Origin of the sequence: Longimonas sp., from assembly GCF_046498435.1 — a bacterium.
GTDB lineage: Bacteria > Bacteroidota > Rhodothermia > Rhodothermales > Salinibacteraceae > Longimonas.
Map to the genome: position 1 here is coordinate 1 of NZ_JAWOAR010000280.1, position 8,285 is coordinate 8,285.

General features: G+C 55.1%; 6 protein-coding genes and 1 riboswitch. Of the genes, 3 read left to right on the forward strand and 3 right to left on the reverse strand.

The genetic code is table 11. From position 1 onward, the window contains the following. Positions 1-141: 141 nt before the first annotated feature. Both R6U20_RS10955 and R6U20_RS10960 read left to right on the forward strand, forming a co-directional pair. Positions 142-675, forward strand: a complete 534-nt coding sequence (locus tag R6U20_RS10955; protein ID WP_410337895.1) for an SOS response-associated peptidase — start codon at positions 142-144, stop codon at positions 673-675. Between the two features lie 72 nt (positions 676-747). Further along, a riboswitch (cyclic di-GMP riboswitch) is annotated at positions 748-822 on the forward strand. A 94-nt stretch (positions 823-916) separates the two neighbouring features. Next, a complete protein-coding gene (locus R6U20_RS10960) occupies positions 917-2,329 on the forward strand; it encodes a M14 family zinc carboxypeptidase (protein WP_410337896.1) in 1,413 nt (470 codons plus the stop codon). A 151-nt stretch (positions 2,330-2,480) separates the two neighbouring features. Here the strand turns inward: R6U20_RS10960 and R6U20_RS10965 are convergent, their stop codons facing one another. Then, positions 2,481-5,621, reverse strand: coding sequence for an efflux RND transporter permease subunit (locus R6U20_RS10965; protein WP_410337897.1), 3,141 nt, complete (start codon positions 5,619-5,621; stop codon positions 2,481-2,483). Between the two features lie 71 nt (positions 5,622-5,692). Beyond that, entirely contained in the window at positions 5,693-7,117 is a 1,425-nt protein-coding gene (locus R6U20_RS10970; protein WP_410337898.1) for an efflux RND transporter periplasmic adaptor subunit, read from the reverse strand. Between the two features lie 495 nt (positions 7,118-7,612). Between R6U20_RS10970 and R6U20_RS10975 the strand changes: the two genes are divergently transcribed. Further along, complete coding sequence (locus R6U20_RS10975; protein WP_410337899.1) at positions 7,613-8,041, forward strand: hypothetical protein; 429 nt, start codon at positions 7,613-7,615, stop codon at positions 8,039-8,041. Here R6U20_RS10975 and R6U20_RS10980 read toward each other — a convergent pair. Further along, positions 8,008-8,285: hypothetical protein (locus R6U20_RS10980; RefSeq protein ID WP_410337900.1), on the reverse strand; the 278-nt coding region annotated here is incomplete at its 5' end. The two genes, R6U20_RS10975 and R6U20_RS10980, sit on opposite strands and share 34 nt — an antisense overlap.

Genomic DNA, 8,285 nt, shown 5'->3' on the forward strand with positions numbered 1-8,285 from the left:
ATCCATCGCCGCCGGCGCTGAAATATTTTGCCAAATGGAAAAACAACTTTCGTTTCTCAGCCCCATCTTGACAATGAGCCCTACACCAACTTACCTTAAAAGAAAGAAACAGCCTCAGGCAAAAAAAAAGGACCCCAGATCATGTGCGGCAGATTCGTAGAATTCAGCAACCTTGAACAACTTAAAGGGCATTTTCCGATAGACAAAATATTGACTGAAGTCACACCCAACTATAATGTTGCTCCCACCCAGGAAATCCTTGCCATAGTCCACCAGGAAGGATTAAACGTGCTGGAAAAACTTCACTGGGGTCTGGTACCGCATTGGGCCGAGGATATCTCCACCGGATATAAGATGATCAATGCACGCATGGAAACGGTATCATCCAAACCCGGTTTTAGGGATGCCTTCCGGAAAAGAAGATGTCTCATACCCGCAGATGGTTTCTATGAGTGGAAAGGTCCTAAGGGGGATAAGCAGCCTTTCTTCATCACGTTGCCGGATGAGAAGCCCTTTGCCTTCGCCGGTCTCTGGGAAACCTGGAGAGACAAGGACCGTGAAGACGAACTCTACAGATCCTGTAGCATCATCACAAGGGATGCCAGCGAATGCCTGAAAGATATTCATGACCGGATGCCGGCTGTCTTATCTCCAAACAAAATAGTAAATTACTGATTTAGTGAAATGATCTTGATTATTTTTCGTTGACAAATAATTTTTTTCTATATAATCATAATCAACTAAATTAGTGGAAAAAGCCAAACCTGTTGAGAAGCAGGGACGGAATGCCACGGGTCTTCACGAGACAGCCGGGTTGCCTGATAAGGTATTTCGGCTGTTTTTTTTAGTTCTCCAGCAGATAAAGTATTTGATTTGTTAAATTAGATAATCTCACCGAGTGTTCATAACATCTTAAATGCTTCATTGTGAAGCCATTCCTTTAACGCTTTTTGGAAAGGAGAAGAATATGGTGCCATCAAATTTTAAAATCCGGCAACAATTGATGTTAGTGCTCTTTTTGGGTTTTTTGTTGATGTTTATGCCTTCTCATTTAATGGCTGGTAATGGAAGCAATGCTAAAATTCCATCTGGAGGTTCCTGGTGGAATGTTACTCCTGAGGTTGAAAATCCATCTCCGTATTATGATTCTATTCTATATTCAGAAGTTGCGCCTAAACTCCGCGAAATTGAAAAAAACAGCAATCGGGTCAAAGTCGATGTGATTGGCCAATCCGCCGGAGGCCGAAATCTATTTCTAGTGACGCTTTCTGATCCACAAGCCATGGGACGTCTGGGGCAATATCAGGCCATAAGAAAAACCATGCTCAAAGAACCCGAAAAGGCCCAGGCCATGATAGACAAATTCGGTGATTTCAAAGTACCTGTTTACATAAACGGCAGCATCCATGGAGGAGAATACCCCGGTGTAGATGCATCCATAAGGTTGATTGAAACTCTTGCCTATGGGGACAGCGAGGAGGTGAAAACCATACTTGAAAATGTGATCCTGTTGGTAAATGTAGTTCAAAATCCGGACGGACGTGTATTGGGTACCCGAAGTAACGTTAACGGCTTCGATATCAACCGAGATTTCATCTCCCAAACCCAACCGGAAACCAAAGCAACGGTAAAAGTTTTCACTGAGTGGAATCCCATGGTTGTTCTGGATTTACACGGATTTGTAGACCCAATGTTGATCGAACCTTGCACACCACCTCATAATCCAAACTATGAGTACGACTTGTATATCAAATGGGCATTGGCTCAGGCCGAGGCCATGGAATCTGAATTATTTCTCCAAACCGGATTTGCCGCACAAATTCCATACCGGGACCGTGGATTAGGATGGGATGATTGGCCTATGAGCTATACTCCCATGTATGCGATGTATCACGGTGCGTATGGTCATACGCTGGAAACCCCCTACCGTGATGAGCGCGGTGTTGATGCCCAATATGCTGCAGTATGGGGAGCTTTAAAATATGTAGCTGAGAACAGACAGGGGATGATTCACGATCAGGTCGAAATATTCCGGCGCGGTTATCTGGACTTGCTGCAACAACCCATTCCCCCCGAGTTATTGCCTGATTATCCACAATATGAGGATCTGATGATTCAGGAATTTCCCGCTGCATATGTCATTCCGGCAGATTCACCATTTCAGATCAGCCCCCACCAACCTGCTCGTCTGATTGACTTCTTGCTTTTTAATGATGTGCAGGTAGAACAATCCAGCCAGTCTTTTAGGACGCCCTACCCGGTCGCTTCGGCATCTGGTCAACATCTGGATATGATCTTGGCGGTATACCAACGCCGCATGCTGCGGTGATGCAGGGATGCAGGGATGGAGGGATGGGCGAACGTATGAACGCGAGAAACCACCCATCCTCACACCACCCATCCTCACATGAGGCCGACTGACGAAGTACATTCGGTGTTCTGGGGGACGCACCACCGCAATGCGGCGGACGGAGTGGGCATTACGACTTTGCGGGCTGCACGTCAACCCCCGGACCGGGCTCGGGCAGCCACGACCAGTCTGGCAGGTAGCTGCGGACCCGGATGGCGGCTCGCTCAACGGTGATGTACGCTACAGGAATGAGCACCAGTGTGATGAGCGTTGAGGCAAAGAGCCCGCCAATAACCACCCGAGCCAGCGCGGCCTGGATGTCGCCTCCAGCCCCAAGCCCGAGCGCCAGAGGGAAGAGCCCGAGCATGGTTGTGAGCGCCGTCATCAGAATAGGACGCAAGCGCAACCGCCCGGCTTCAATGACGGCATCAACCATTGGGAGTCCGCGCTCGCGGCGCATAATGTTGATGTAGTCAACCAGCACAATGGCATTGTTCACCACAATCCCGATGAGCATAACCAACCCCATAATGCTCTGGATGTTGACCGTTGTGTCCGTCAGGAAAAGCGTGGGCACCACACCGATAAGCGCAAGAGGCACCGAAAGCATCACGATGAGTGGATCCAGGAAGCGTTCAAACTGCCCAGCCATGACCATGTAAATGAGCACAAGCGCCATCAGAATGGAGATTAGAAAGTCGCGCTGGGCTTCTTGTTGCTCTCGGTACTCGCCGCCGAACGTGACGGAGAACTGCTCGGGCAGATTCATCTGGGCAACGGCTTGCTGGGCCGCCTTCACCGCTTCGTTGAGCGTTGCATCTTCGGCCAGTGTGGCCTCCAGGTACGTAACGCGCTGTCCATTGATACGCCGCACGGTGCCAGGGCTCCGGCCCTGCTCTACGGTTACGAGCGAGGAAACGGGAACAGTAGCTCCGTCGGAGGTGCGCACCGAAATATTGTCGAGATCTTGCACGGTAAGGCGGTCTTCCGGGCGCAGCCGCACGCGAATGGGAAACTCATCGCCCTCCACACGGAACTGCCCGGCCACCGCGCCCGACAGATTTGTTTGGATCGCACTGGCCACATCTTGCACGTTTAGTCCGATTTGCGCGATGCGCTCGCGGTCGAACTGGATGTTCTCCTCGGGCGTGCCCTCATCGTCGGCATCCATATCGACACTGGCGATGTCGGGGAGCGCCTCCAGGCGGCGCTGAATGTCGGTGCCGATGATCTGCGCCTGCTGCAGGTCGTTACCGCGCAGTTCGATTTCGAGCTCCTGCTCGCCATCGCCGCCGCTGCTGAACGCCCGGCGTAGCACCCAAAGTCCGGTACGCGCCCGCACCCGGGTATCCACGCCGGGCACCACGCCTTCGATTTCGTCGCGCAGCTGCGCCGCCAGATCGGAAGGATCGATGGAGCGTTCGCTCTCCGGTTTCATAGCAATGTCGATGCGAGCGCGGCCCCAGCGCATCTCGGTCGTCACAAACCGTGTATCTTCTTCAGGAATGAGCGGCTTCACGACAGCCTCCAGCTCCTGCAGGTACGACTGCACCACTGCCAGATTCGTGCCCGAATCCATACCCATGTCGATGCGGATCTCGTCGGCGTCGGTCTGCGGGGCCAGTTCGACGGGGAGCAGCGGCCAGAGCGCAACCGCACCGGCGAGCAGAATGGCTGTGATGCCAAATACGGTTTTGCGATATTGCACAACGGTACGCAGGCGCTCTTTGTACGCATGTTCGAGGCGAGCAAACCACTGCTGAAAACCCGAGCGCGCATCGGGATCGGGGTGGGCTTCGATGTTGAGAAAGCGGCTCGACAGCATGGGCACCAGGGTAAGCGCCACAAAGAGCGAGCACACCAGCGAGAAGACCACCACCAGGGCCAGCGACTGGAAGAGCGAGGCGCTTGAGGCCTGCGCAAACACGAGCGGAAGGAAAATGACCGACGTGGTAAGGGTCGATGCCACGATGGCTCCGCCAACCTCGCGCGTGCCAATAGATGCAGCATCCGGCAGGCTCCGGCCGTTCTCTTCCCGATGCCGCACAATGTTTTCGAGCACCACAATGGCATTATCCACAATGAGCCCCACGCCCAGCGCCAGCCCGCCAAAGGTCATGATGTTCAAAGTAAGTCCGCCAAAGTAGAGCAGTCCGAAGGTGGCAATGACCGAAATGGGAATCGACAGCGCAATGACGAAGGTGGTGGAGCCGTTGCGCAGAAACACATACAGCACCAGAATAGCCAGCAGCGCCCCCCACAGCAGCGACGTTTGTACGCTGTCAATGGAGGCTTGGATGAAGGTGCTCTGATCGCTGACGACCGTAAGCTCCAGGTCATCGCGCTCTGCGTTAACCTGCTCCACCTCGGCCCGAATGCCCTCGGCCACCGCCACCGTGTTGGCATCGCTCTGCTTCTGCAGTCGCATCTGCACGACAGGCATTTCGTTGAGCTCGGTCATGCGAAACGAATCCTCGTAGCCATCCTCGACCTCGGCTATATCCATAACGCGAATGGGCGTGCCCTCGTCGTAGGCCACCACCGTGCGGCTAATTTCATTGACCGAGGTGTACTCGCCAAGCGAGCGGACGTACATATCTTTGAGTCCGTCTTTGACGTTCCCGCCTCCTACGACTACATTTTCGTTGGCAATCGCCTGACGCACCTCGTCGGCGGTCAGGTTGAGCGCTTGCAGGCGATCGCGGTTCAGATTCACGCGGATCTCGCGATTAATGTCGCCGCTCAGTTCAATGGTACCCACGCCCGGCACCTGCTCGAACCGTTTGGATAGATCGCGATTCAGGATGCGCGTGAGCGTTTCCAGGTCGTGGCGCGACTCTGCGGCGATGCTCACAATCGAGGTCTGATTCGGATCGAACCGCCAGATGCGTGGGGGCTCGACCTCGTCGGGCAACTGGTCGCGCACATCGCCCATCGCGTCGCGCACATCGTTGATGGCTACGTTCAGGTTGGTGCCCTGCGCAAACTCAAGGCTCACGCGGCTGCCGCCCTGATCCGACCACGAGGTGAGGCGCTCTACGCCCGGCACCCCCGACATGGCGTTTTCCATGGGGTCGGTTACGAGCAGCTCCATCTCTTCGGGGCCCACATCTTGGTAATCAGTAGCCACAATGAGGCGCGGGTACTCAACCTCTGGTAGCAAATCGACCGGCAGATACCGAAAGCTGACAATGCCAAGCGTAATGATCACCAGAAAGAACATGCTGGTGGCCAACGGGCGCCGAATGGATACGTTGGTAAGAGAGGCCATAAGACGCAAATACGGGGATCAGCAGGGAAGAAGCAGAAAACAACGGCTGTACTACAGTGCGGATGGCACACTCAGCTGGCAGGAGACGAAGAGTCAGACCGGGCGGTACGGAACGACGATGAGGACGAAGCGCTGGTGTCTGCGTCGGTGGCCGAGTCGGACGGCACGTCGCGATCATCGGAGAAGCGCTCCTGGGCCATGCGCTGCTGGCGCTCCATAAAGTCGCGCAGCACGTCTTGGTCTTGCAGGCGCTGCAAGCTCATAATGCGATCCCACTCCATAGCGCGCACGCGGGCATCCACATCGCCTCCCCGCTGTATGAGCAGCTCTTGGCCGACCGTGACGACCCACGTACCCGGATCGATGCCCCGCACGCCAGCCACCTCGCGGCCTTCGGCTACGACATCAACCGGTTGAAACTGCATAGGCGTTGGCTCGGTGAGATCCGTCTCCTCATCACCGTCTGACGTCATCTCAATCGACATCTCCTCGCCCAACTCCGAGGCCACGAATACCCCGTTCTCGCCAGTGCGCGGGTTGTTGTACAGAGCGCTTCGGGGGATGAGTGTAGCCTGGTCGCTTTCGCCGTAAAAAATATTCACTTCCACGAACATACCCGGACGCAACTGCTGCTCGCTGTTATCGACATCAATCTCGACGCGGGCGCTATAGCTACTCGAATCCAAAAAGGGCGAGATCCGACTGACCTCGGCCTGCACGGCCTCATCTGCGTTGCCGTCTGGGAGCACCTCGACTCGTTGGCCCTTGCGAATTTGGCTGTAGAGCCGGTCTGAGATGGAGGCGCGTACACGCACCTGGTCGAGGCTGCCTATCGTGAAGAGCAAGGTGCCTGTGTCAACGCGCTGCCCAATTTGTACGCTGCGCTCGCCCACATAGCCACTGAACGGCGCACGAATGACCGTTTCTTCCAACTCGGCCTGGCGTTCTTGCACTGTTGCCTCAGCCTGCTCCACCTGCCCCTCGGCCTGGTCTACATTGGCTTCGGCAGATTCGACTTCGGCGCGTACACTTTCAAGCTGCTGCGTGCTCTCAAACTCTTGCTGCACCAGCCGTTCGGTGCGGTCCAGACGGGCTTGGGCCTCTGCCAACGAGGCCCGAGCTGAGCGCTCATCGGCACGCGCAATGCGCAACGACGCCTCGGCCTGGCGCAAGCGATCTTGGTACGAACGGTCGCGCAGTTGAACCAGCTCGGCCCCCTCTTCAACGTAATCGCCGCTTTCTACATACACGTCGGTCACGCGCTCGCTCACTTCGGGATAAAGCTCAACCTGGTTCTGTGCCTGTACGGTACCGCTCACACGTGCCTCCAGCGGCAGCCCCCCAAACTCCGACAGCACGGTTTCAACAGAAGGCGGCTCCTGATCGCCTGTTGATCTTCCGGGAGGTCCTGACCGGCCCTCGTCGTCAGCCCCTCCGCATCCAGCCAGCAATCCAAACGCTATGACCACTGCAATGTACTTAACTATGTGTTTCATGGAGCGAATTAGCGATTATCGGTGAACAGAAAGTGCTGGAGCATCTATGAGCTATGGCCCTTGCGCTATGGCCCTTGCGCTATGGCCTTGCCCGTCGGTGTCTTAACGTTGCGTTGTACAGTGGGCGTAACCGCCAGACAAGTAACCGCCAGACAAGTAGGCCATGAACGTACCTGATACAGCCATCGAAGATTATAACGATGTTGGCGACGGTATGCCGTACCTGCAACATTATGCCTGCACCATCCAGGTGACCGCACTGCCTTAGACGATGAGAGACGCATCGAGAAACGCATCGACCGGTGTGATCCTTGTTGGGTCGGTACTGTTACTGTTATGAGCGGTGCACCGTCCCGGTTACGCGTGCTGTTACCAACCTTGCGTGCTGCGTAACGAACAGACCCGCCGTTTGGAATATTATACTGGCGTATCAAGTACGATACATTCGCAACCGGCTACTTCTTATGTTTGCGTTCCTGTACCTGTATGCTGCCTATGCCTGCTGCGATGCCTGACACGTATCGCCGACGATCTACCTGGATGGAATTCGCCGCAATCATGGCGGTGTGGTTCGTGTTTGCCTCGTTGGTCGTAGGCCGCCTTTTTATTGATCCCGACCGTACCGCCCGTCCGCCTATCACAGGCTTTCCCGACATTGCGTGGCGGATGTCAATCTACGTGCTGTGGGCGCTGTTCACGCCGCTGGTTTTCTGGCTGTCGAGCCGCACCGGGTTGGGCCCAGCGCGCTCCGTATCGCGCATTGGGCTTCATCTGCTGTCAGCGATAAGTATCGCCACCATCATGGATGCGTACAGCGACGTGGTGTACCGCCACGTCCTGAAGTCTCCAGAGGAACGCGAGGCGCTGATGGAGGTGGTCAGCAGTTCATTCTACGATGTGGTGCGCCTCGGCTTTCTCTCGTAATACTGTTTGCCCACCGCATAGTACGCCTCAAACAGCAAGATCTTGGCATTGCCGCCCGCAAAATTGGCGTCCGTGGCGATGATCTGGTTAAAATAATTGATCGCCTGGACCCAGTTCATGTCAATAAAATTATTGAAGGCGATTTGATAAATCTCGGCGTTCTTTAAATCCGATTGGATGGCGGTGTTTCTGGGGCTGATGTTGGCCGCCCGCCGCAGGTATGAGACCGCCCTGGCAATCGAGC

What these genes read in the sequence shown, in the direction of transcription:
- R6U20_RS10970 (WP_410337898.1), bottom strand. Translation starts at nt 7,117, where the DNA reads ATGAAACACATAGTTAAGTACATTGCAGTGGTCATAGCGTTTGGATTG.
- R6U20_RS10960 (WP_410337896.1), top strand. Translation starts at nt 917, where the DNA reads ATGCTTCATTGTGAAGCCATTCCTTTAACGCTTTTTGGAAAGGAGAAG.
- R6U20_RS10955 (WP_410337895.1), top strand. Translation starts at nt 142, where the DNA reads ATGTGCGGCAGATTCGTAGAATTCAGCAACCTTGAACAACTTAAAGGG.
- R6U20_RS10975 (WP_410337899.1), top strand. Translation starts at nt 7,613, where the DNA reads ATGCCTGCTGCGATGCCTGACACGTATCGCCGACGATCTACCTGGATG.
- R6U20_RS10965 (WP_410337897.1), bottom strand. Translation starts at nt 5,621, where the DNA reads ATGGCCTCTCTTACCAACGTATCCATTCGGCGCCCGTTGGCCACCAGC.